Below are 20,774 nucleotides of genomic sequence, written 5' to 3' on the forward strand. Positions count from 1 at the left end.
CCGCCTCCCATCCCCCACGGAGACTCTCTGATGCCTGCCACCCGCATCCTCGGCGCCGCAGCCGCCCTCGCCCTCTCCGCCGTCCTCCTGTCGGCCTGCGCCGGCACGCCCGAGGCCGCACCCGAAGAGACGGGCAATGCGCAGACGCCCACCGCGGCCGCACCCGAGCCCTCGACGACGCCCGAGTCCGCGCCGGCCTCGACCGAGGACCCGACCTGCATCACCATCATCGGAGAGTCGGTCGTGGCGAACTTCGAGAGCCTCGGGTGGAGCTCTCAGGCGTCGCCGCTGTACATCGGCAGCACCGAAATCGAGGACGGCCTGCAGTGCATGTGGGCGGACTTCGAGGGTCCCGCCGGCGACCACGGACAGATGTTCGGCTGGGCACCGCTCGCCGATGACCAGGCCGCCGATCTGCAGGAGGAGCTCGAGGCCCAGGGCTGGGTGCGTGAAGAGGACTCCGCCGGCGTCTACATCACCGAGAGCGCCGACACCGCGATCGCGACCGACGCCGACGGCTACGGCATGACGTACCTCTTCTCGTCCGGCCAGGTGAAGGTGGCCGACACGAAGCAGGGCCTCCTGCTGATCGAGTGGCCCCCCAGCTGATTCCGCCTGCCGGCGTGGGTCACCCCGGCAGGGCCTGCTCCGCGCGCGCCCGCGCGGCCTCCTCGAGGAGCATCCGGCCGCTGCGCTCGTAGAGCTCCATCGCGCGCTCGGGCGTGTCGCCGACCGCCGTCATGCCCAGGCGCCCCTGTTCGGTGATCGAGCTGATCATGTGGAACACGATGCCCTCCTGCCGCGAGCGGTCGAAGTGGAGGTGGTGGCGCGCCACGGCGTCGAAGAGATCTCCCACCGAGAGGGCCCTGAGGTCGTCGCCCTCGAGATGATCCGTCGCGACGAGGTGCTTGTGCACGCCCTCCGGCGTGACGAACGCTCCTTCGTCCCCGTCGTAGCGGCCGTCGGTGAGGAACTGCAGTGTCAGGAACGGGTGCGTCGTCCCGCCCTTGCGGAGATTCAGCTCGATCGCCCACGACGACCATTCGCCCGCGGCATCCCTCACGACCACGAAGTCCAGCGCGAAGCGCCCCCGTACGCCCAGCTCTGCGAGGCGCCGGGCGACCGCCAGCGCCGGCTCGCTGATGAGGCGCGAGTATGCGGGGTCCGCGGGGAACACGCACCCCAGGTAGCTCTGTCCGCTCGGACCGCCGAGCAGCTGGTCGTGCGTCGAAAGCAGCTCGATCGTGCGATCGGGCAGCACCCTGAGCTGCACGCTGGGGCTCAGGATCTCTTCGCCGACGATGCGCTCTTCAACGATCCCGTGGCGGGAGGCCAGCGCGTCGAGCATGTCGGCGGGGGTCAGCGTCTCGACCTCGGGCTGCATCGTTTCGAGGCTCCGGACGATGGCGGCCCTTCGGGCGACGCCGTCGAGCTCGCCGACCCCGGCGAGCTCGACGAGCGCGTTTCCCGAGCCCGACACGCCCTCGTCGAGCTTGAAGATCATCTGCCGCACCGTGGGCTTCTCGTCCAGCACCGTCTCGATCGCCCGCACGGCATCGTCGCGGCTGCGCAGGTCCTCGACGCCGAGCGGGTGCTGCACGCCGACGTCACGGAAGAGTCGCCGGCAGCCCGTCTTGGTGCCGAGCGGGGCGAGCCGGTGGTCCGCGCCGTACATCGGGATGCCGAGTGTCAACGCCAGGTCTCGCTCGCGCTCGGTCGTGTTGTACGGAATGAGGTGGCATCGCTCGCGATCCGGGATGCTGCGGGCGATGCGGGCCAGCACCCGCGGACGCTCCAGCACCTTCTCGCTCAGCGTGCGGTGGGTGCCGTCGCCCACCGAGATCAGGGTCAGCCGCGCGAGCGCATGGCTCGGGATCACCCCCGGCAGGAGCGCGAGGTAGTACTCGACGATGCGCGGGTCGATGGGCTGCGACGTGACGTAGGTCATCCGCAGCAGGGGCTGGCGCAGCAGCAGGAGGAGGAACAGGAAGCGCTCCTCGTACGCCTGCACCATCGCCGCCGAGGTCGCACGGCTCCCGACGGTGAGCGACGGCAAGACGACGACGGACTCGCCTTCGACGTTGTGCTGCATGGCCTCCCAGACCCGCGGCATCCCTTCCTGCAGGCGATCGAAGCGCTGATCGCGTTCGGCGTCGGTGAGGGACGAGAGCGTCGCCGGCGGCGCGGTGTGTGTGACGGTCATGGTGCGGCTCGATTCTCGGGATCACGGATGCCGTCCACGGCGTACGCACGGACGGCCCGGCTGAATCCGCGCACGTCGATCTCCCCCACCGGATTCGCGGCGATGTGTTCTTCGACGGCGGTGAACGCGCGCTGCGCGACGAGGATCTGCCCCGCGGCGGCCGCGGCGCAGAGGCGTGCGGCGAGATTGGTGACGCTGCCGATGGCGGCGTAGTCGAAGCGCCCTTCGAAGCCGATGCGGCCGAGCGTCGCGTAGCCCTGCGCGACGCCGATCCCGATGCCGAGGTCGATCGCCCGCCGATGCCACTGCGCGGTGAGATCGCCCACCCGGTCGCGGATCTCGATCGACATCTCGATCGCTCGACGAGCGGGCTCGTCGAGCGGCAGCGGGTCGTTGAAGAACACCATGACGCCGTCGCCGGTGAAGCGCTCGAGCGTGCCCTCGTAGCGATCGATGAGCTCGCCGAGCACCGCGTGGTATTCCGACAGCACGCCCATGACCTCTTCGGGCTCGCTCGACTCGGCGAAGGGGGTGAAGCCCCGGAGGTCGCAGAACACCACCACGATGTCTCGCCGGTGACTGGCCAGCACCGTCTCGTCGCCGTTGTCGAGCACGACCTCGACGACCTGCCGCGACAGGAATCGCCGCAGCCGGTTCACTCTCTCGAGCTCGTCGACCTGGCTCGCGACGCGGGCTTCGAGCTCGACGTTCCAGCGCGCGAGCTCAGCGGCTTGGCGCTCGATCGTGTCGTGGTAGCGCTTCAGGCGCGCAAGCGACGCGACGCGCGCGACCAGCTCGGCCTGATCGAACGGCTTGCTCACGAAGTCGTCGGCGCCGGCTTCTAGCGCGTGCCGCTTCTCCTGATCCCCGCTCGCCGTGATCATCACGACAGGCAGGAACCGCCACTGCGGGACGCTGCGGATGCGACGGCAGACCTCGTACCCGTCGATGCCGGGCATCATGATGTCGAGCAGCACGAGGTCGACGTCATGCCGCGCGAGCTGCTCGAGAGCCTCCTCGCCCGACGACGCGGTGACGACGCTGAAGCCGCGCGGGCTCAGCACCGCATCGAGCAGCCGCAGGTTCTGCTCGAGGTCGTCGACGGCGAGCACGACGATCGGCTCATCGGGCATCGGCGTGTCCCCTGCCGATGAACGCGGCCACCTGACCCGGCAGGTCGCGGATGCTGATCGGCTTCTCGAGGTAGCCGTCGAACCCGGACGCGTTGGCCCGCTCATGGTCCTCGCGCATCGCGAACGCGGTGACCGCGACGACCGGCACGGCCTGCAGCGCCGGATCCTCCCGCAGCCGGCGCAGCGCCTCGTACCCGTCGAAGTCGGGCAGCTGCAGATCCATGAGCACGAGATCGGGCTCGCACGTGGCCGCGAGCGTGACGGCCTCTTCGCCCGTGACCGCGGGCAGCACCTCGTAGCCCGACGCCGTGAGCACGTCGCGCACGAGCTTGAGGTTGAGCGGGTTGTCCTCGACCACGAGCACCCGGCGGCCGCCGTTCACGGCGCCTCCCCTCCTCGCGGAGCCGCCGCGACGGCACCGGTGAGCGCTCCGACCTCGCGCAGCGCGCCGACCAGCGCGTCGCGGTGGACGGGCTTGACGAGGTAGGCCGACGCGCCCATCGCGAGGCCCCGCGCCCGCTCGTCCACGATCGACACCACGATGACGGGCACCGCGACGGTGGCAGGATCCGTTCGCACGCGCCGCAGCACTTCCCAGCCGTCGGTCCGCGGCAGACGGATGTCGAGCAGTACGGCGGCCGGAATGTGTCGTCGGATCGCCGACAGCCCCTCGTCGCCGTCGCGCGCGATGACGACATCGACCGCGAATCCGTCGAGATACGCGGAGATGAGGTCGAGCGAGGCGCGGTCATCCTCCACGACCACGACCGTCTGCCGCCCCGTCTCGTCGTCCGTCGCAGGCGTCGCGAGCGGCGCACGACGCGGGATCGTGAACCCGAAGGTGCTGCCGACGCCGACCTCGCTCTCGAGCCACATCGATCCGCCGAGGATCGCCACGATCCGCCGGCACAGCGTGAGGCCGAGGCCCGTGCCCTCCTCGCTCTGCAGCCCGCGTCGGCCCTGCTGGAACGACTCGAAGATGCGCTCCTGGTCCGCGGGCGCGATGCCGATGCCCGTGTCGGCCACCGCCACCGCGATCTCGTGCTCGCTTGCGCGCGCGGTCACCGTGATGCTGCCGCCGTCGGGCGTGAACTTCACGGCGTTGCTCAAGAGGTTCACAAGCACCTGCTTCACGCGCAGCTCGTCGGATTCGACGGTGTCGAGCTCGTCTTCGACGTCGATGGAGAGACGGATGCTGTGCCTCGCTGCCCGCTCGCGCACCATCGACGCGCCGTACTCGAGGGCGGACCGCAGCGAGAATGTCGAAGGCTCGAGTTCCATGCGCCCGGCCTCCACCTTGGACAGGTCGAGGATGTCGTTGAGCAGCTGCAGCAGGTGGCGGCCGGATCCGAGGATGTCGCGCAGATACTCGTCCTGCCGGTCGTTGAGCTCGCCGAACATGCGCTCGAGGAGCACCTCCGAGAATCCGATCACGGCGTTGAGCGGTGTGCGCAGCTCGTGCGACATGCTCGCGAGGAACTCCGACTTGTGGCGGCTCACGACCTCGAGCTCGGCGGACTTCGTCTCGAGCTCGCGGAACAGCTGCGCGTTCCACACTGCGAGCGCCGACTGGCCCGCGAAGTTCTCGAGGAAGTCGATGGTGTCGGCAGAGAAGTCTCCGGGCGTACGCCGGCGCACCACGAGCGCGCCGACGATCCGGTCGCCCCGCAGCACGGGCACCGCGACCATCGAGCGCCAGCCGTCTTCGTGCAGCAGCCGGAGATGGGTGTCGAGCTCCACCTCATCGAGGTCGGGAACCGCGATCGGATGCCTCTCCTGGGCCGCGCGGCCCACCAGGGTGGTGTCGAGGTCGACCTTGATGGTGCGCAGCCGCTCGAGGAGGCGATCGCTCGCGTAGGCGCTCCGGACCGTGAACGCACGCTCGTGCTCGACGTACTCCATGATGGAGCCGCCGTCGCAGCCGGCGAATCGCACGGCGTTCATGATGATCGTGCTGAGCACCTCGTCGAGCACGAGACTCGAGCTCACCGCCTCGCCGACCTCGCTGAGCGCTTCGAGCTGATCGACCTTGCGTGCGAGTTCGGCGCTGCGGTCCTCGAGGGCGCGCACCAGGTGCACCTGCCGCACGACGACGGCCGCCTGCGTGGCGAAGGCCTCGAGGGCAGTGCGCGCGTGCTCGTCGAACGGCGCGACCTCGGTGCGCCACAGGGAGATGACGCCGACGACCTCGTCATCGAGCAGCATCGGTGCGGAGATGACGCTGCGATAGTGACCGACCTTCTGCGCGTCCTGGCGCCCGTACTCGGCATCGGCCAGGACGTCGTCGATCTGCTGGGACTCCCGGTCCGTGGCGACTCGTCCGACGAGGCTGGCGCGGTCGATCCGGAGGGGGTGCGCGGCGATGTAAGTCACCATCTCGTCCGACACCCCGACCCACGACGACAACGCGAAGTAGTCCCCGTCGACGAGATAGACCTGCGCGGCGTCCGACCGGCAGAGCCTGCGCGCGCTCTCGACGATCGTGTCGAGAGCCGCATCGGGATCGGAGGCCGATCGCCCGAGTGCGAGGAGAACCTCGTTCATCGCGACGAACTGCTCCGTGGCGTCGGTGTAGCCACGTGGCAGGGTTTCGGATGCCCCGCCGCCGGCTCCATCCGAACGCGCCATGGGTGGCCTCCTCCCAGTGAGACCGTGCGTTCGCCGCGATGACAGGCCACATTGTCCTCGCGCGCGGGACCGCATTCAAGACAGGCGTCGTAGGCTCGATTCCCATGGCGATCGGCGTGACGATGTACACCTTCGATATCCAGCTGGCCGACGTCGATCGGAGCGTCTACGAGGAGCTCTCCGTGCGCGTGGCGCGGCATCCGTCCGAGACCGACGCGTTCATGCTGACGCGCGTGCTCGCTTACGCGCTCGAGTACGAGGAGGGCATCGCGTTCAGCGAGGGCATCTCCGCGACCGACGACCCCGCGGTGCTCGTGCGTGATCTCACCGGCGCGCTCGTCGCCTGGATCGAAGTGGGAGCACCGGATGCTGCACGCCTGCACACGGGCGGGCTTGCCGGTGCCCGCGTCGCCGTGTACACGCACCGCGATCCCGTGAAGGTGGCCGCGCCGTGGGCGGGCAAGAAGATCCACCGCGCCGACGAGGTGAAGCTCCACAGCTTCGACGCCGGCTTCTTCGACTCGGCCACCGCCGCGCTCGAACGCCGCAACACGATGACCGTCTCGGTCACCGAGCGGCGCCTCTACCTCGACCTCAACGGCTCGTCGTTCGAGTCCGAGATCCACACGGTCACTGCCGGCTGAGCCGGATCAGCCCGGCAGGAAGTTCTCCCGCGCGAGCGGGGCGATCTCCAGACTCTGTGCATCGGCGCGCGAGACCCACCGCAGCTCTTCGATCTCCGCGTCGGTCACCGGCACCTGATCGCCGATGTCGGCCACGAACACGTCAGCCACCACGAGGAAACCCGGCTCGTTCGCCGCGGCGGCCGTGAACAGGCCCCGCGAATCCAGCTGATCGGGCTCGACCGAGAGCCCCAGCTCCTCGAAGAGCTCGCGGCTCAGCGTCTCGGCCGGCGTCTCGCCGGGTTCGGGTTTGCCACCCGGCTGCATGAACGCCGTCGTCCCCGCCTTCCGCACCAGCAGGAGCTCGTCACGGTCGTTCAGGATGACCGCGGCCGACACACGGATGCTGCGCGTCGACGTCGGTGCCGGGTTCGAGGTGCTCACGAAGGCACGCTAACAGGAACAGCCAAACCGGCCCGGCGTAGAATCACGTGTGCTTCCCGATTCCCCCGCGCCCTCCGACCTGCCGCCGAGCGGCATCGACCCGGACGATCTGGCGACCACCCTGCGGGTGCTCGCGATCATGCCGGGTGTCGACGAGTCGCACCCCGATTACGTGGCCGTCCGCCGCGCCACCGCCGCGATGTTCAAAGCCGTCAAGAAGGTGCGGCGCCGCGAGATCCGCGAGGCGATCGCCTCCGCCGACCGCGCCGTCGTCGCCGCCACGGCCACCGGAGCGCCCGACCGGATCGACGACGAGACCCGCGGCATCCCGATCAGCTCATCCACGACCGCACCCACCGCGGGCACGCTTCTCAAGCCGCGCGCCTGCTACATCTGCAAGCAGCCGTACACGATCGTCGACGCCTTCTACCACCAGCTCTGCCCGACGTGCGCGGCGATGAGCCACGCGAAGCGCAACGCGCGCACCGACCTCACCGGCAGGCGCGCGCTGCTGACCGGCGGTCGCGCCAAGATCGGCATGTACATCGCGCTGCGCCTCCTGCGCGACGGTGCGCACACCACGATCACGACGCGCTTCCCCCGCGACGCCGTGCGCCGTTTCAGCAGCCTGCCCGACGCGCCCGAGTGGATCGGCCGCCTCAAGGTCGTCGGCATCGACCTGCGCGATCCCGCCCAGGTGATCGGGCTGGCGGAGGATGTCGCGGCCGCCGGTCCGCTCGACATCCTGATCAACAACGCGACCCAGACCGTCCGGCGCTCGCCCGGCGCGTACCAGCCGCTCGTCGACGCCGAGCTCGCCCCGCTGCCCGACGGCCCACTTCCCGAGCTCGTCACGTTCGGCCACACCAACGACCGTCACCCGCAGGCGCTGGAGCGCTCGGTCACCGCCCACCCCATCCTCGCCGCGGCCGCCGCGCGTGCCGACGAGCTGACCGAACAGGCCATGGCGGCGGGTTCCAGTTCGCTCGAGCGCCTCGCCGCCGGCACCGCGATCGATGCCGGCGGTCTGATCCCCGACCTCGACCACACCAACTCGTGGGTGCAGAGCGTCGAGGAGGTCGACCCTCTCGAGATGCTCGAGGTGCAGCTCGCGAACACGACGGCACCGTTCCTCCTCGTCTCGAAGCTGCGCGCGTCGCTGGCCTCGAGTCCCGCGCGCCGCACGTACGTGGTCAACGTCAGCGCGATGGAAGGCGTGTTCAATCGCGGATACAAGGGGCCGGGGCATCCGCACACCAACATGGCCAAGGCCGCGGTCAACATGCTGACGCGCACGAGCGCGCGCGAGCTGTTCGAGACCGACCGCATCCTCATGACGAGCGTCGACACCGGCTGGATCACCGACGAGCGCCCGCATCCGACGAAGGTGCGGCTCGCCGAAGAGGGCTTCCACGCTCCGCTGGACCTCGTCGACGGTGCCGCCCGCGTCTACGACCCGATCGTGCGCGGCGAAGCGGGCGAGGACCTGTTCGGCGTCTTCCTCAAGGACTACGCGCCCGGCCAATGGTGAACCTGCCTGCGCCTGGCCATCGGGTGGTCGTGCGCTACATCCTGCCCACGGGCCAGGCGACGGACGCCCTCGGCGAACTCCTGAGCACAGATGCCGATTCTGTCGTGGTCGACGGCAAACGCGGTGTCGAGCGCATCCCGCGCGGTGCGATCATCGCCGCGAAGGAGGTGCCGCCGCCGCCCGTGGCGCGCGCGCCGCGGCGCCCGCGTCCGCCGATCGAATAAGTGGTGATCGGAAGGCCCCGGGAGGCCGCGCCGTGATCGGCGCGACCTCCCCGCGAGCCCTCAGAAGCGCAGCAGCACCTTGCCGTCCCGCCCGGGCACGGCGCTCGCTGCCGCGGCCTCGCGCGCCTGCTCGAAGGGGAACACCGCATCCACCGGCAGCGCCACCGCGCCCGAGCCGATACGCTGCACCAGTTCGGCGAACAGCGCACCGCGGGTCGCAGCATCCATCGTCTGACTGACCTTGCTGCCCCAGAAGCCCTTCACGGTCGCCTGCTTGAAGATGAGGTCGCCGGCCGACAGCTGCAGTGTGCTCGAGCCCATCGATCCGAACGACACGAGGGTGCCGCCCTCGCCGAGCAGCGACAGCAGGTCGCCGGCCGCCTCACCGCCGACGGAGTCCACGGCCGCGCGCGGCGCGTTCCCGCCGAGGATCTCCGCGGCGCGCTCACGCCAGTCGGCCGACTCGGTCGACACGACACCACGGATGCCGAGTGCGGCCAGCTCTTCGACGCCGGCATCGCGGCGCACCAGGCCGAGAACGTGCACGCCGCGCGCCGCGGCGAACTGGGCGACGAGCCTGCCGACCGCGCCGTTGGCGGTGTTCTGCACGATCCAGTCGCCCGGGTGCACGTCGAGGAAGTCGAGCAGGCTCAGGGCACTGAACGGCATCGAGATCAGCTGAGCGGCTGTCTCGTCGCTCACCGCGTCCGGCACGGGCACGAGCCCCGCAGCCTTCGCGACGAAGTACTCGCTCCACACGCCGAACGTTCCGCCGGTGGCCACACGCTGCCCGACCTTCAGCGTGTCGACGCCCTCGCCGACAGCGTCAACGACGCCCACAGCCTCGGTGCCGGATGCCGCCGGCAGCTCGGGCTTGTAGCCGTAGGTGCCGCGGATGGTCCAGAGGTCGTGGTTGTGGATGGGCGAGAACAGCGTCCGCACCCGCACCTGCCCAGGACTCGGCTCGGGCAGCGGTCGCTCCGCGACCTCGAGGACCTCGCTCGGGTCGCCGAATGCAGAGTGGATGAGTGCGCGCACGGTAGTGCTCCTTGGTGGATCCGGGCCGCGGGATGTGCGACCACCCGAATACAGCCGCGGCGGGTGCTCCCGCATTCCCCGGCGGATACGTCGCGATCGAAGACGGGGTTCTGGAACAGCGCCGTCCTTGTTCCGCTTTGTGCCAGTAAACTGGAATAGTGAGCTCTGAATCCCCCTCCTTGCCGTCGGGCGCCAAATGGCCGGCACACGGCACCGACCGGCGCGAATGGCGCCAGTCGGTGCGGGGCGGCAGCCGTGACGATCGGATGCTGCGTCACATCGATGCATCGATCCCGCCCCGCATCGCGGATCTCACGTTCGAGGCGCCACCCGGCTTCCTCGCCGAGACCGAGCGCGCCGTCATCGAGATCGCGACGACCGACGCCGAGGCTCGCGCACAGTCGCACGCCCTGGGCCGGTTTCTCCTGCGGACCGAGTCGGCGGCGTCGTCGAAGATCGAGCGCGTCTCGGCGAGCGTCGGGGATTATGCACGCGCACTGGCCGGCAGCCGCGCCAACACCAGCGCCGTGAGCATGGTGGCGGCCTCCGCTGCTCTGCATCGCATGGTGCAGCGAGCGGGTGAGGGCGGCACCATCCGACTCGAAGATCTGCTCGCGGCTCACCGCGTGCTCATGACCGACGATCCCGCCGAGTCACACTACGCCGGACGACTGCGCGACATGCAGAACTGGATCGGCGGAAGCAGCCACAGTCCTCGGGGCGCGCTGTTCGTCCCCCCGCCACCCGAGCTCGTCCCGCTTCTTCTCGAAGACCTCCTCGCGTGGGCGGCCCGCGACGACGTGCCGGCCGTCGTCCATGCGTCGATCGCACACGCGCAGTTCGAGTCGATCCACCCGTTCACCGACGGCAACGGGCGCATCGGCCGAGCGCTGATCAGCGCGATCCTGCGGCGGCGGGGGGTTGCCCGCAACGTCGTGATCCCGCTCGCCAGTGGCATTCTCGCCGTGCGGGAGGAGTACTTTGCGGCGCTGACGTCATATCGCGAGGGCGATCCCGTGCCGGTGATCGGGATCGTCTGCCGGTCGGCGCAGGCCGCCGCCGTAGAGAGCAGGGCGTCGATGGATGAGCTGCGCGCACTGCCCGACGAATGGAGGCGTCAGTTGACGGGGCGCAAGAGCCCCGCGGCCGATCGGATCATCGACGCGCTCTTCGACAACCCCGTGATGGCGGCGGAGGAGATGGTCGCCGCTTCCGGATCGACCACCGCCGCGTACGCGGCCATTGACCGGCTCGTGGATGCCGGCATCCTGACTGAGATCACCGGCCGCAAGCGCGATCGGGTGTGGGCCGCGACGGATGCGCTCGGCGAGCTGGAGGAGCTCGACCGACGGATCCAGGCCGCCATGACTGCGTGACCGGCGTACCGCGCGCGGAGGGGTCCGCGCGCCCTCGGGGCGCACGGACCCCTCCACATCCGCCGATCAGCTGCGGGGAGGGTTCGCCGGCAGCCATTCCTCCAACGTCGTCTCGAACACCTGCACCCCGGTCACGGGCATGAGCGTGCGCTCTTCCATGAGCGCGCCGAAATAGGGCGCCTCGGGGTCGGTGACGACCTCGCGTGCATCGCCGCGGAACGTCAGCCCACGGCGCACCATCTCATCCAGTCCCATGACCTCGGGACCGGCGATCTCGACGTCGGCGTTCAGCGGGGCGCCCGCGGCCGTGCGCGCGACGGCGGTCGCGACGTCCTCCGCGGCGATCGGCTGCACGAGGTTGCCCGGCAGGTGGATCGCGTCGCCGTTCCCCGACACTTGCGCGATGCCCGTGATGAACTCGAAGAACTGCGTCGCGTGAAGAATCGAGTACGGGATGCCCGAATCGCGGATCAACTCCTCCTGAGCGGTCTTCGCGGCGAAGTACGAGATCGCATTCGGACGGTTCGTGCCCACCACGGTGAGCGCGACGAAGTGCCCGACGCCTTCTTCGCGCGCACCGGCGATGAGGTTCCGCGTCGACGTCGTGAAGAACTCCATCACGTCCGCCGGCGCGAACGACGGCGAGTTCGAGACGTCGACCACGACGTCCGCCCCCTTCAGCGCGTCGGCGAGGCCCTCGCCGGTGATCGTGTTGACGCCCGAGTTCGGAGAGGCCGGAACGGCCTCGTGGCCGTGCGCGGTGAGCTTCGCGACGACTTTCGATCCGATGAGCCCGGAGCCTCCGATGACGACGATCTTTGCCATGATGTGCCTTTCGTTCGAGGAGCGCGTGGGGCGGCGCTCACCAGCTATGACCGGGTCGACGCCGGATGTGTGACAGCCTGGCGTCAGCTGTTCCAGTGCGTCAGCTTCTCCGGGTTGAGGACGAGCCACGCCTCGAGAATCAGCCGGCCACGAACACGGACGCTGAACACCCCTGTCACGTGTCCTGCTCGACACAGAACGACGCCCGGCAGGCCGTTCACCGACTCCACCCGCAGCGACTCGACTGCCGCGATCAGCATCTCGCCGAGGTACTCCCCGACGATCGACGCGCCCTCCAGAGCCCGGGGCGGCGCTGCCACGACCCCGCCACCATCGACTGTCAGGACGACCTCGGGGTGCAGCATCCGTTCCAGCACGCGGGAATCACCTGCCGCCGCAGCGGCGACCAGCCCACGAACGACACGTTCGTGGTGCGCAGCGCTCGCGGTCGAGTTCCGCGCAGAGCAGCATAGCCGGGCGCCGGGTCGCCTGGTCACGCCCCGACCTGGGCGACGTGTCCGAGCTTGTCGGGGCTCATGACCCAGAGCAGGCGACGGATGCCGTCTTCCGCAGCCGTGATCGTGACGAGGGTCGTGACCTCACCGTCCTCCGAGAGGGTGGCCGCGGGTTGGCCGTTGACCTCGACCCAGTCGATCTGCTTGCCCGTCCAGAAGTGGCTGGAGAACGCGGCCACGAACTCGGCGACGCGACTTCGGCCGGCGACCGGGATGCGGGCGGCGAGCTTGACCCCGTTGCCGTCGGTGTAGCTCACGACGTCCTCGGCGAACAGCCGCTCGAGATCGCTCACGTCGCCCTTCTGCGCGGCGACGAGGAACGCCTCGAGCAGCCGTCGCTGCTCAGCGGCGACCACCTCCGCCTTGCGTGCCGACTCCAGGTGCTTGCGGGCGCGGCTGACGAGCTGGCGAGCGCTCGGGACGGTGGCTCCGACGATGTCGGCGATCTGCTCGTACGGGTAGTCGAGCGCTTCGCGGAGGATGTACGCGGCACGTTCGGTGGGCGTCAGCTTCTCGAGCATCAACAGGATCGCGTACTGCAGGGCCTCACCGCGCTCCGCACCGAGCGCGGGGTCGGCGTCGGTGTTCACCGGCTCGGGCAGCCACGGCCCGATGTACGTCTCGCGGCGCGCGTGCGCCGTCTGCGTGGCGTTGATCGAGAGCCGTGTCGCGACCGTCGCGAGGAACGCTCCCGGTTCCCGGATGTCGGAGCGGTCGGCGTTCTGCCAGCGGATCCAGGTCTCCTGCACGATGTCTTCCGCATCGGCAACGGTGCCGAGCATCCGATACGCGATGCCGAAGATGCGCCGCCGGTGCTCGTCGAAGACCGCGACCGCGAGCGCGATGTCGTCATGATCGTTCATGCGCTGCGTGGTCTCCCCCATCGTGCGTCCGCCGCTCCCATCGCCGCGCTCAGCGTAAGCCTGCTTTGGCGTTTCCAGCTGAGACCGGACACGACAGCGATCTGTGACAGATCCGCGGAAAGTCGGAGAGCTCAGCCGCCTTGTGGCTGCGGAGGGTTGTACATGAACTCGATGCGGATGCCGTTGTCGTCCTCGACGAACGACGCGTAATAGCGCTCGTTGAACCGCGGGTACGGCTTGGGCGCGCGCACCATGCTCCATCCCGCGGCGAGCGCGATGGCGTGGAGCCGATCGACCTCTTCGCGCGAGTCCACCGCGAACGCCAGGTGCTGCCAGCCGACAGTTCCGTGTCGATGGGGGCTGGTCCCGGGATCCCGCGCGGGGAAGAGGATCAGCTCGGTCTCGTCCTCGACGTACCACGCGACCCCGGTGTCGCCGTCGGTGCGCTCCATTCCGAGTGCGGTGAGCACGGGGTCGAACTGCGCGGCGGCGCGGGGCAGGTCTTCGACGGTGATGCCGAGGTGATCGAAGAGGGGCATCCCGTCAGTGTCTTGGACGACGCGCCACCGATCGCTTCGACGCGCCGTCGACCGACCTGTGGGGCAAACTTGACGGGTGCCTCGGCAAGCGGAAGGGTGCCTGTGAAGATCAGCGAACTGCAGCGGTTCGTCGCCATCGTCGACGAGGGAATGCACGTGCCACGTGCGGCGGACGCGCTCGGCGTGCCGCTGGCGTCGCTCTACTCCACGATCGACAAGCTCGAAACCGAGGTCGGGCACCCGCTCTTCACGCGCAGCAAGCCGAACTGGTCCCTCACCCCGGCAGGCGTGCTGCTGCTGGAAGAGGCCAGGACGCGGATCACCGAAGCCCCGGCCCCGGCCGCGAAGCCGAAGGCCCCCTCGGGCGGCAAGGCCAAGGCCTCCAAGGGCAAGGGACGCGCGCCGATCGTGAAGGGTCAGCCGAAGCCGTACAAGAAGCGTCAGGGACGCTAGGCGTCCCCCGGTTTCGCGAGGCTACAGCTCGGTGACGCGCCCCGCGTCGACGCGCCAGTGACGGTCGAGCTGCACGGCGTCGAGCATCCGCCGATCGTGGGTCACCAGCAGAAGCGTCCCCCGATAGGACTCGAGTGCCTGCTCGAGCTGCTCGATCGCCGGAAGATCGAGGTGGTTGGTCGGCTCGTCGAGCACCAGCACGTTCACCCCACGCGCCTGCAGCAAGGCGAGGGCGGCCCGGGTACGCTCGCCCGGCGACAGCTCGTCGACTGGTCGGCTCACGTGATCGGCCTTGAGGCCGAACTTGGCGAGAAGGGTGCGCACCTCGCCGGACTCCATCGAGGGGACGAGGTCACCGAACGCGGAGGCGAGCGCCTGCGATCCTACGAGCAGCGAACGAGCCTGATCGATCTCGCCGATCTCGACGTTGGCCCCGACGCCCGCTGTGCCCGCGGTCGGTGCCAGGCGGCCGAGCAGTGCGCGCAGCAGCGTGGACTTGCCGGCGCCGTTGTGCCCCGTGATGCCGATCCGCTCCCCCGCGTTGACCTGCAGCGACACCGGTCCGAGCGTGAACGATCCCTGTTCGAACACGGCGGAGCTGAGCGTCGAGACGACGGTGCTCGACCGCGGCGCCGCGCCGATCGTGAACTCGAGCTGCCACTCCTTGCGCGGTTCCTCGACCTCCTCCAGCCGCGCGATGCGGCTCTCCATCTGCCGCACCTTCTGCGCCTGCTTCTCGCTCGACTCGGTGTTGGCCTTGCGCCGGATCTTGTCGTTGTCGGGCGACTTCTTCATCGCGTTGCGCACGCCCTGGCTCGACCATTCCCGCTGCGTGCGCGCCCGCGCCACCAGGTCGGCCTTCTTCTCCGCGAACTCGTCGTACTTCTCCCGCGCGTGCCGGCGAAGTGTCGCGCGTTCCTCGAGGTACGCGTCGTACCCGCCGCCGTAGACGCGGTTCGAGTGCTGCGCGAGGTCGAGTTCGAGCACACGGGTCACGCAGCGAGCGAGGAACTCGCGGTCGTGGCTGACCAGCACAACACCGCCACGGATGCCGCGCACGAAGGTCTCGAGCCGATCGAGGCCATCGAGATCGAGGTCGTTGGTGGGTTCGTCGAGCAGCACCACGTCGAACCGCGAGAGCAGGAGCGCCGCGAGCCCGACGCGGGCGGCCTGGCCGCCCGACAGCGCGGTCATCCTCACCTCGTCGGCGGGCGCACCGCCCAGGTCGAGCCCCAGGTCGGCGAGCACGGCCGGCATCCGGTCCTCGAGGTCGGCGGCGCCGCTCGCGAGCCAACGATCGAGCGCGGTCGAGTACGCGTCGGCGGGGTCGGCACCGAGCGGAGCGAGCGTGGCGTCGCCGAGTGCGGCGGCCGCAGCATCCATGTCCCTCGTCGCCTGTGCGCACCCCGTGCGACGTGCGATGTACCCGGCGACCGTCTCGCCCGCGACGCGTTCGTGCTCCTGGGGCAGCCAGCCGACGAACGCGTCGGCGGGTGAAAGGCTGATCGTGCCGGCCTGCGGCTCGCCGATGCCGGCGAGGAGGCGCAGGAGCGTGGACTTGCCGGCGCCGTTCGCGCCGACGACGCCCACGACATCACCCGGGGCGACGGTCAGGTCGAGCGCGTCGAACAGCGTGCGGTGGCCGTATCCGCCGGCCACGCCGCGCGCCACGAGTGTTGCGGTCATCAGACAATCCTCTCAGGGCGCGCCCGGAGCGCTGACCCGATGGACGCTCGTGACGCCCACCGCCGGCTCACACCGGGGAGTTCAGCCCGATCCTGTTCCCCTCACTGTCCTCGACGTAGGCGTAGACACCGCGGCCGCCGTGGGCCGCTGAGAGCGGCTCAACCGGCCACGACGAACCGGGGCAGATCGAGAAGGCCCGTGCGCGCCGCCTCGACCGCAGCGCGCACAGCGCCGACCGACACGATGTCGGCGCCCAGCGTCGAAGCGACGATCTCCGGCGCCGGGAGGTCGAGCTCCTCGGGAAGCGCGTCCAGCGCGGCCGAGATCACCGGGCCCGCACCCGCTGCCACGGCGCCCGAGACGACGATGAGGCGCGAGTCGAAGAGGCTGCCGAACACACCGGCGACGATCGCCAGCGTCTGCCCCACCTGACCCGCGATCTCGCGTGCGCCCTCGTCACCAGCCGCAGCCAGCGAGAGCACGGTCTTTCCGTCCACCTCGGCAGCGTCGAGCCCGCGAAGCCCACTGGTGGCCGGCAACGAACCATCCGCCAGTGCTCGCCGAGCAAGCGCCGCCGCTCGATGGCCGAGGCCCCACGCCCCGTCCACCCCGCGGACGTGGTCGAAGGCGACCGTCTCAGCCGCCCCGCCATGCGCACCGCGCAGCAGCCGCCCATCGGTCCACACGCCGGCACCGAGCCGGTCGCCCGCGAGAAGCGTCACGAAGTCGTCGTACCCGACCGCTGCACCGACGGCCCGCTCCGCCACCGCGGCGAGCGACGCGTCGTTCTCGACCCGCACGATCGGCGCCCACGCGCCGAAGAGCTCGGCGAAGTCCGGGTTCATCCGGCGCCAGAAGTCGTCGCGGTGCGGCGGCGAGATCCCGTTCCGGTCGACGGGCGCGGGCACGCCGACGACCACCGCCACGACGTCAGCGCGCGTGAGCTGGGCCTCGGCGAGGGTCTCGTCGACCACGCGCGACGCCGCCTCACGGCGAACGTCCGGCGCGTCCATCGTCGGGTCGAGCAGGAGATGGCGCACCGCGCGGTTCTCGCCGCGCAGGTCCGCCACGGTGGCGGTGAGGCGCGACTGCCCCGCGTCGACCCCGATCAGGAATCCGGCATCGGGCCGGAACCCGAACCGGCGCGCCGGCCGTCCCTTGCGGTAGTCGCCCGCCGCACGTGCATTCGGTAGTTCGGCCAGCATCCTCCGAGCGACGAGCTCGTCGATGACGTCGATCGCCGTCGTCCTCGTCAGGCCCACCACATCGAGCACATCCGACGCAGTGAACGCCTCGGCATCCCAGGCGAACCTGAGTACGGCGTCGAGGCTCGCTCGGCGCAGTGCCGTGGGGGTCGGCAGCGATTGTGACATCAAGCCCCTTGCCTCTCGCGGGTTCCTCCGTCATTATGGTGGACAACGAGTTGATTTGGGTGCTAAATCTAATACCCGAAGCAACGTGTCACCTCACGCTCCACGGAAAAGGACAACGTCGTGCCTGCAGCATCCGTCACCCGCCGCGCCTGCGCAGCGGCCGCCTCCCTCCTGATCGTCGGGAGCTCGCTCGTCGCGTGCGCCGGCGCGTCGTCCGGGCCCGCCGAGGTGAGATTCCACCTCAGCAAGCCCGAGGCGATCCCTTACTTCCGCGAACTCATCAAGGAGTACAACGCCAGCCAGGACGAGGTCGAGGTCGTCTTCGACACCTCGTCGAACCTGCAGGCCGGCTTCCTCCGCGGAAACCCGCCCGACCTCGGGCTGCTCAACTACAACATGGAGATGGCGCGCTTCATGGAGCGCGGCGCGCTCAGCGACCTGAGCGACATGCCCGAGGCCGACCGCATCCTCCCCGAGGTGCAGGATCTCGTCGACCAGTACGCGACCTACCCCGGACGCACCAGCGTGCTGCCGTACTCCGTGATGGCGGCATCCGTCATCTACAACAAGCGCATCTTCGAAGAGCAGGGGCTCGAGGTGCCGACCACGTGGGACGAGCTCATCCAGGTGTGCGAGGCGCTCAAGGCGGCAGACATCACGCCGTTCTACGCCACTTTCAAGGACCCGTGGACCGTCGGCCAGGGCTGGTTCGACTACACCGTCGGCGGCGAGGTCGACGTCGCCGCCTTCTACGACGAGATGAACGAGCTCGGCACCGAGGTCGGCCCGAGCTCGCCGGTGTCGTTCCAGAAGACGATGGCCGACCCGGTCGACCGCATGGTCGAGCTCACGGAGGACTACACGAATCCGGATGCCGCCAGCCGAGGCTACGGCGACGGCAATCTCGCCTTCGCCAAGGAAGAAGCGGCGATGTACCTGCAGGGGCCGTGGGCGTTCGGCGAGATCGACAAGACGAACCCCGACCTCGACCTCGGCACGTTCCCGCTGCCGATGACCGACGACCCCGATGACAACAAGGTGCGGGTCAACATCGACCTGGCTGCCTGGATCCCCGAGGCGTCGGATCAGAAAGAGGGGGCGCGCGACTTCCTGAGCTACCTCTTCCAGAAGGACGTGATGGACGAGTACAACGCCGCGTTCCTGGGGTATGGCACCACGACAGACGCGGCTCCCGTCACCGACGAGCGCATCCTCGGCATGAAGGAGTACTACGACTCCGCGAAGTTCTACCAGGGCGCCTCGAAGGCGATCCCGCTGACCATCCCCACCGACAACTACATGCAGGGCATCGTGACCGGCGAAGACCCCGAGCGCACGCTCGCGAGGCTCGACGCCGACTGGGCCCGACTGGCGCTGCGCCAATAGCGCGATACGAGAGGAAACGCACTCATGGCAACCACCACGGCCGCCGTCACGGCGCCGAAGACGGGCCGGCGCACCGGCGCGGCGACGATGCCGCAGACGCGCCGACGGGTAGACGGGGTCTACTACCTCTACCTTCTGCCCGCACTGATCCTGTTCACGCTGGCGATCACGATCCCCGCGGTCATCGGCATCTTCTTCAGCTTCACCAACTCCATCGGGTTCGGCGACTGGGAGTTCGTCGGGCTCATCAACTACATCGCCGTCTTCACCGACCCCGCGATCCTGCAGAGCTACCTCTTCACCTTCTGGCTGGCCTTCGTCGTGGTGATCGTGGTCAACGTGCTCGCCTTCTTGCTGGCCGTGGGCCTGGTGTCCCGGGTACGCCTGAAGACGGGGCTGCGAACGATCTTCGTGATCCCGATGGTGATCTCGGGCATCATCATCGCGTACGTCTTCAACTTCCTCTTCTCCAACTCCGTGCCGGCGCTGGGACAGCTCTGGGGCGTGGGATGGATGAGCGAGAGCATCCTCGCCAACCCCGACCTCGCCTGGGTCGCGATCGCGATCGTCACCGCATGGCAGGCGATCCCCGGAACGCTCCTGATCTACATCGCCGGCCTCCTGTCGATCCCCGGCGAAGTGTACGAGGCGGCCGACATCGACGGTGCGGGCAAGCTGCAACAGCTGACGCGCATCACACTGCCGCTCGTCTCGGGCTACGTGGTGATCAACGTGATCATCGGCTTCAAGGACTATCTCAACGCCTACGACATCATCGTCGGCCTCACCAACGGCGGGCCCGGTACCGCTACCCGCTCCATCGCCATGACGATCTTCACCGGATTCTCTGGCGGCGACTACGCCTACCAGATGGCGAACGCGACGATCTTCTTCCTCATCGCGCTCACCCTCGCCCTGCTCCAACTCCGTCTCACTCGCGGAAGGAACGTGTTCTGATGACCACCCAGCCCGCCCTCGCTGTCGAGGACATGACCGCCGAGCGCGTGCTCGCCGGTGACAACGCGCTCAGGCCTGCACGCTCGCGCTTCGCCATGGAGCGGGTCAACTGGCCGGGCACGATCGTGCTCGCCCTCTGCACGCTCACGGTGCTGGTGCCGCTGTACGTCACCGTCACGATGGCGTTCAAGACCCAGTCGCAGGCCGTCGACGGCAACGCCTTCACCTGGCCCACTCCGTGGAGCATCGAGGGATTCACGGCGGCGTGGGAGCTGACGAACTTCCCGCGGGCCTTCACGGTCTCGCTGCTGATCACCGTCTTCACCGTCGCCGGCACCATCGTGCTTGCGGCGCTCGCGGCCTTCGCGATCTCCCGCAACTGGGACCGGAAGCTCTTCCGCTACTCGTTCTACTACCTGCTCGCGGCGCTGTTCCTGCCGTTCCCGGTGGTGGCCCTGCCGCAGATCCAGCTGACGGGTCTCACCGGACTCGACAACCCCGCCGGCGTGATCATCCTCAAGATCATGTTCGGGCTGAGCTTCAGCATCTTGCTGTTCACCGCCTTCCTGCGATCGATCCCCCACGAGCTGGAGGAGAGCGCGCGGATCGACGGCGCGAGTACCAACCAGACGTTCTGGCGGCTCATCTTCCCGCTCCTCGCGCCGATGAGCGCCACGGTCGGCATCTTCGCCTTCCTCGCCTCGTGGAACGACTTCATGATGCCGTCGCTGATCATCTCCGACCCGGCGCTGCAGACGCTGCCGGTGGTGCAGAACATCTTCCAGACGCAGTTCAGCAACAACTACAACGTGTCGTTCGCCTCGTACCTCATGGCGATGGCACCGGCGATCATCGTCTACCTCTTCACCCAGCGATGGGTCGTGGAAGGCGTCACCCAGGGAGCCGTGAAGGGCTGAGGCCCGCGGCATCCCATTCCTCCACCGAAAAGAACCACCTCGAAAGGAAACGCGTCCCCG

21 protein-coding genes are annotated in these 20,774 nt (G+C 69.1%); 9 read left to right on the top strand and 12 right to left on the bottom strand.

Translation table 11 applies throughout. The features are described from left to right. Nucleotides 1-30: 30 nt before the first annotated feature. Complete coding sequence (locus tag ACEYYH_RS12280; RefSeq protein ID WP_374974676.1) at nucleotides 31-609, top strand: hypothetical protein; 579 nt, start codon at nucleotides 31-33, stop codon at nucleotides 607-609. Nucleotides 610-628: 19 nt separating this feature from the next. Here ACEYYH_RS12280 and ACEYYH_RS12285 read toward each other — a convergent pair whose 3' ends face one another. The 4 genes from ACEYYH_RS12285 to ACEYYH_RS12300 are packed head-to-tail and all read right to left on the bottom strand — an operon-like array spanning nucleotide 629 to nucleotide 5,964. Continuing rightward, nucleotides 629-2,203: a peptide ligase PGM1-related protein gene (locus tag ACEYYH_RS12285; protein ID WP_374974677.1), complete on the bottom strand. Its 1,575-nt coding sequence runs from the start codon at nucleotides 2,201-2,203 to the stop codon at nucleotides 629-631. Next, nucleotides 2,200-3,336 carry a response regulator gene (locus tag ACEYYH_RS12290; protein ID WP_374974678.1) on the bottom strand — a complete coding sequence of 379 codons (1,137 nt, stop codon included), beginning with the start codon at nucleotides 3,334-3,336 and terminating at the stop codon, nucleotides 2,200-2,202. The genes ACEYYH_RS12285 and ACEYYH_RS12290 overlap by 4 nt, the downstream gene beginning before the upstream one ends. Beyond that, nucleotides 3,326-3,718 (bottom strand): response regulator, encoded by a 393-nt coding sequence (locus ACEYYH_RS12295; RefSeq protein ID WP_374974679.1) that lies wholly within the window; start codon nucleotides 3,716-3,718, stop codon nucleotides 3,326-3,328. Before ACEYYH_RS12295 ends, ACEYYH_RS12290 begins: the two co-directional genes overlap by 11 nt. Further along, on the bottom strand, nucleotides 3,715-5,964 hold the full coding sequence (locus ACEYYH_RS12300) for a GAF domain-containing protein (RefSeq protein ID WP_374974680.1): 2,250 nt from the start codon (nucleotides 5,962-5,964) through the stop codon (nucleotides 3,715-3,717). The genes ACEYYH_RS12295 and ACEYYH_RS12300 overlap by 4 nt, the downstream gene beginning before the upstream one ends. Nucleotides 5,965-6,068: 104 nt before the next feature. On the opposite strand from ACEYYH_RS12300, the gene ACEYYH_RS12305 reads away from it, so the two are divergent. After that, the gene (locus ACEYYH_RS12305) at nucleotides 6,069-6,608 is read left to right on the top strand and encodes a YaeQ family protein (protein ID WP_374974681.1); all 540 of its coding nucleotides are present in this window, start codon (nucleotides 6,069-6,071) and stop codon (nucleotides 6,606-6,608) included. A gap of 6 nt (nucleotides 6,609-6,614) precedes the next feature. Here ACEYYH_RS12305 and ACEYYH_RS12310 read toward each other — a convergent pair whose 3' ends face one another. Then, a complete protein-coding gene (locus tag ACEYYH_RS12310) occupies nucleotides 6,615-7,031 on the bottom strand; it encodes an NUDIX domain-containing protein (protein ID WP_374974682.1) in 417 nt (138 codons plus the stop codon). Nucleotides 7,032-7,080: 49 nt separating this feature from the next. Here ACEYYH_RS12310 and ACEYYH_RS12315 point away from each other — a divergent pair, with 49 nt between their 5' ends. After that, nucleotides 7,081-8,562, top strand: a complete 1,482-nt coding sequence (locus tag ACEYYH_RS12315) for an SDR family NAD(P)-dependent oxidoreductase (RefSeq protein ID WP_374974683.1) — start codon at nucleotides 7,081-7,083, stop codon at nucleotides 8,560-8,562. Next, nucleotides 8,556-8,786, top strand: a complete 231-nt coding sequence (locus ACEYYH_RS12320; protein ID WP_374974684.1) for a hypothetical protein — start codon at nucleotides 8,556-8,558, stop codon at nucleotides 8,784-8,786. The genes ACEYYH_RS12315 and ACEYYH_RS12320 overlap by 7 nt, the downstream gene beginning before the upstream one ends. A 60-nt stretch (nucleotides 8,787-8,846) precedes the next feature. On the opposite strand, the gene ACEYYH_RS12325 is transcribed toward ACEYYH_RS12320, so the two are convergent. Continuing rightward, a complete protein-coding gene (locus ACEYYH_RS12325) occupies nucleotides 8,847-9,824 on the bottom strand; it encodes a zinc-binding dehydrogenase (RefSeq protein ID WP_374974685.1) in 978 nt (325 codons plus the stop codon). A gap of 158 nt (nucleotides 9,825-9,982) precedes the next feature. Between ACEYYH_RS12325 and ACEYYH_RS12330 the strand changes: the two genes are divergently transcribed. After that, nucleotides 9,983-11,200, top strand: coding sequence for a Fic family protein (locus tag ACEYYH_RS12330; protein ID WP_374974686.1), 1,218 nt, complete (start codon nucleotides 9,983-9,985; stop codon nucleotides 11,198-11,200). Between the two features lie 66 nt (nucleotides 11,201-11,266). Here ACEYYH_RS12330 and ACEYYH_RS12335 read toward each other — a convergent pair whose 3' ends face one another. The 4 genes from ACEYYH_RS12335 to ACEYYH_RS12350 all read right to left on the bottom strand — a co-directional run bounded on the left by ACEYYH_RS12335 (nucleotide 11,267) and on the right by ACEYYH_RS12350 (nucleotide 13,942). Further along, complete coding sequence (locus ACEYYH_RS12335) at nucleotides 11,267-12,025, bottom strand: SDR family oxidoreductase (RefSeq protein WP_374974687.1); 759 nt, start codon at nucleotides 12,023-12,025, stop codon at nucleotides 11,267-11,269. 83 nt (nucleotides 12,026-12,108) lie between these two features. Next, nucleotides 12,109-12,402: a hypothetical protein gene (locus ACEYYH_RS12340; protein ID WP_374974688.1), complete on the bottom strand. Its 294-nt coding sequence runs from the start codon at nucleotides 12,400-12,402 to the stop codon at nucleotides 12,109-12,111. A 116-nt stretch (nucleotides 12,403-12,518) separates the two neighbouring features. Then, on the bottom strand, nucleotides 12,519-13,403 hold the full coding sequence (locus ACEYYH_RS12345; RefSeq protein ID WP_374974689.1) for an RNA polymerase sigma-70 factor: 885 nt from the start codon (nucleotides 13,401-13,403) through the stop codon (nucleotides 12,519-12,521). Nucleotides 13,404-13,534: 131 nt separating this feature from the next. Continuing rightward, nucleotides 13,535-13,942, bottom strand: a complete 408-nt coding sequence (locus ACEYYH_RS12350; protein WP_374974690.1) for a VOC family protein — start codon at nucleotides 13,940-13,942, stop codon at nucleotides 13,535-13,537. Nucleotides 13,943-14,044: 102 nt separating this feature from the next. Here ACEYYH_RS12350 and ACEYYH_RS12355 point away from each other — a divergent pair, with 102 nt between their 5' ends. After that, complete coding sequence (locus ACEYYH_RS12355; RefSeq protein WP_374974691.1) at nucleotides 14,045-14,395, top strand: LysR family transcriptional regulator; 351 nt, start codon at nucleotides 14,045-14,047, stop codon at nucleotides 14,393-14,395. 21 nt (nucleotides 14,396-14,416) lie between these two features. On the opposite strand, the gene ACEYYH_RS12360 is transcribed toward ACEYYH_RS12355, so the two are convergent. Both ACEYYH_RS12360 and ACEYYH_RS12365 read right to left on the bottom strand, forming a co-directional pair. After that, nucleotides 14,417-16,081 (bottom strand): ABC-F family ATP-binding cassette domain-containing protein, encoded by a 1,665-nt coding sequence (locus ACEYYH_RS12360; protein WP_374974692.1) that lies wholly within the window; start codon nucleotides 16,079-16,081, stop codon nucleotides 14,417-14,419. Between the two features lie 158 nt (nucleotides 16,082-16,239). Next, nucleotides 16,240-17,454 (bottom strand): ROK family protein, encoded by a 1,215-nt coding sequence (locus ACEYYH_RS12365; protein WP_374974693.1) that lies wholly within the window; start codon nucleotides 17,452-17,454, stop codon nucleotides 16,240-16,242. A gap of 120 nt (nucleotides 17,455-17,574) precedes the next feature. On the opposite strand from ACEYYH_RS12365, the gene ACEYYH_RS12370 reads away from it, so the two are divergent. The 3 genes from ACEYYH_RS12370 to ACEYYH_RS12380 all read left to right on the top strand — a co-directional run bounded on the left by ACEYYH_RS12370 (nucleotide 17,575) and on the right by ACEYYH_RS12380 (nucleotide 20,714). Beyond that, nucleotides 17,575-18,840: an ABC transporter substrate-binding protein gene (locus ACEYYH_RS12370; RefSeq protein ID WP_374974694.1), complete on the top strand. Its 1,266-nt coding sequence runs from the start codon at nucleotides 17,575-17,577 to the stop codon at nucleotides 18,838-18,840. A 24-nt stretch (nucleotides 18,841-18,864) separates the two neighbouring features. Beyond that, on the top strand, nucleotides 18,865-19,797 hold the full coding sequence (locus tag ACEYYH_RS12375; protein ID WP_374974695.1) for a carbohydrate ABC transporter permease: 933 nt from the start codon (nucleotides 18,865-18,867) through the stop codon (nucleotides 19,795-19,797). A 95-nt stretch (nucleotides 19,798-19,892) separates the two neighbouring features. Continuing rightward, nucleotides 19,893-20,714, top strand: a complete 822-nt coding sequence (locus ACEYYH_RS12380; RefSeq protein WP_374978214.1) for a carbohydrate ABC transporter permease — start codon at nucleotides 19,893-19,895, stop codon at nucleotides 20,712-20,714. Nucleotides 20,715-20,774: the final 60 nt, after the last annotated feature.

It is taken from the genome of Microbacterium trichothecenolyticum (assembly GCF_041938625.1).
GTDB classification, from domain to species: Bacteria; Actinomycetota; Actinomycetes; order Actinomycetales; family Microbacteriaceae; genus Microbacterium; species Microbacterium trichothecenolyticum_D.

Excerpts from the sequence above, each read along its gene's own strand:
- ACEYYH_RS12280 (WP_374974676.1), top strand. The coding sequence starts at position 31 with ATGCCTGCCACCCGCATCCTCGGCGCCGCAGCCGCCCTCGCCCTCTCC.
- ACEYYH_RS12285 (WP_374974677.1), bottom strand. The coding sequence starts at position 2,203 with ATGACCGTCACACACACCGCGCCGCCGGCGACGCTCTCGTCCCTCACC.
- ACEYYH_RS12290 (WP_374974678.1), bottom strand. The coding sequence starts at position 3,336 with ATGCCCGATGAGCCGATCGTCGTGCTCGCCGTCGACGACCTCGAGCAG.
- ACEYYH_RS12300 (WP_374974680.1), bottom strand. The coding sequence starts at position 5,964 with ATGGCGCGTTCGGATGGAGCCGGCGGCGGGGCATCCGAAACCCTGCCA.
- ACEYYH_RS12305 (WP_374974681.1), top strand. The coding sequence starts at position 6,069 with ATGGCGATCGGCGTGACGATGTACACCTTCGATATCCAGCTGGCCGAC.
- ACEYYH_RS12320 (WP_374974684.1), top strand. The coding sequence starts at position 8,556 with ATGGTGAACCTGCCTGCGCCTGGCCATCGGGTGGTCGTGCGCTACATC.
- ACEYYH_RS12335 (WP_374974687.1), bottom strand. The coding sequence starts at position 12,025 with ATGGCAAAGATCGTCGTCATCGGAGGCTCCGGGCTCATCGGATCGAAA.
- ACEYYH_RS12345 (WP_374974689.1), bottom strand. The coding sequence starts at position 13,403 with ATGAACGATCATGACGACATCGCGCTCGCGGTCGCGGTCTTCGACGAG.
- ACEYYH_RS12350 (WP_374974690.1), bottom strand. The coding sequence starts at position 13,942 with ATGCCCCTCTTCGATCACCTCGGCATCACCGTCGAAGACCTGCCCCGC.
- ACEYYH_RS12360 (WP_374974692.1), bottom strand. The coding sequence starts at position 16,081 with ATGACCGCAACACTCGTGGCGCGCGGCGTGGCCGGCGGATACGGCCAC.
- ACEYYH_RS12365 (WP_374974693.1), bottom strand. The coding sequence starts at position 17,454 with ATGTCACAATCGCTGCCGACCCCCACGGCACTGCGCCGAGCGAGCCTC.
- ACEYYH_RS12375 (WP_374974695.1), top strand. The coding sequence starts at position 18,865 with ATGGCAACCACCACGGCCGCCGTCACGGCGCCGAAGACGGGCCGGCGC.
- ACEYYH_RS12380 (WP_374978214.1), top strand. The coding sequence starts at position 19,893 with ATGGAGCGGGTCAACTGGCCGGGCACGATCGTGCTCGCCCTCTGCACG.